The sequence below is a fragment of the Vibrio sp. Vb0304 genome, from assembly GCF_033338995.1.
Classification (GTDB): domain Bacteria; phylum Pseudomonadota; class Gammaproteobacteria; order Enterobacterales; family Vibrionaceae; genus Vibrio; species Vibrio alginolyticus.
On the sequence record NZ_JAWOTT010000228.1, the window covers coordinates 1 to 1,190 of the forward strand.

The following is a 1,190-nucleotide window of genomic DNA, read 5'->3' on the forward strand; positions in this document are numbered from 1 at the left end:
TTCGTATTACAGAACACCACCGCCGACTCTGGTTGGTAAGTCAAAAGAAGATTGGCTAGCGCCTCATCACGCGCTTCAGTTCCTTCTACTTTGTAGAAGTATTGAGCAATGCTGGAAGTATCGTGAGTCGATTCAACCTTGATCATCTCTGGCGATTTCATAATACGCTGAGCGATTTTCTCGATCTTCTCTGGGAATGTTGCGCTAAAAAGCAATGTCTGACGCTGTTTAGGCGCCGCATTAATAATTGCATCCAAAGCGTCTTGGAAGCCCATTTCTAGCATACGATCGGCTTCATCCAGCACCAGTGTATTCAGCTCTTCCAAGTTAATACGGCCTTTCTCAAGGTGATCCAGAATACGCCCCGGAGTACCAACAAGGATATGTGCACCATGCTCTAACGAACCAATTTGCGGTCCCATCGGCATACCGCCGCACAACGTAAGTACTTTAATGTTATGGATACCACGCCCTAGCGTTCGAATTTCTTTAGCAACTTGATCCGCCAGTTCGCGAGTCGGACACAGCACCAAAGCCTGCACGCGAAATCGTTTTACGTTTAGATTTGATAGCACGCCAAGACCAAACGCCGCTGTTTTACCCGAGCCCGTTTTACCCTGACCAATTACGTCACGCTGATTCAAAATCGCCGGTAAGCTTAACGCTTGAATTGGCGTCATATGGGTGTAGTTCAATGAATCCAGCGTTTCTAGTAGCGCTGGGTTCAGGCCTACTTGGTCAAAAGTTTGTTTGCTCACAGGGAAATATCCTCAGGTGGGATGAAAAAGAGGGCACATTATCGCCAGATTTTCTGGGAAGACCAGTGAAAATTAACCATTGTTAATGAGTATTGAAACAAAAGCGAGTACATTCAGGCACTCTACTATCATTATGGACGACGGACATGACCACTTGGATCACTTTGCCTTTTGCTCAACTAACTACCTTACAACTGTATGAGATGCTGCGCTTACGCGTCGATGTGTTCGTCGTCGAGCAAACTTGCCCGTACCCGGAGCTAGATGGTAAGGATATTATTGACGGCGTTCATCACCTACTCGGCTACCACAATGATGAATTAGTTGCCTGCGCTCGGCTTCTACCAGCTGGAACCACTTACGATAACGTCAGTATTGGCCGAGTCGTAACCAAACAAACAGCCCGAGGTGGAGGCTTAGGCCATCAACTAA

At 47.1% G+C, this 1,190-nt stretch carries 2 protein-coding genes; one reads left to right on the top strand and one right to left on the bottom strand.

Annotation, left to right across the window (positions count from 1 at the left end):
* The coding region (locus R7P35_RS25195; protein ID WP_318093134.1) for a DEAD/DEAH box helicase at positions 1-758 on the bottom strand (758 nt) is incomplete at its 3' end.
* 146 nt (positions 759-904) lie between these two features.
* On the opposite strand from R7P35_RS25195, the gene R7P35_RS25200 reads away from it, so the two are divergent.
* Positions 905-1,190, top strand: a 286-nt coding sequence (locus R7P35_RS25200; RefSeq protein ID WP_411978896.1) for a GNAT family N-acetyltransferase, incomplete at its 3' end; no start/stop codon positions are given.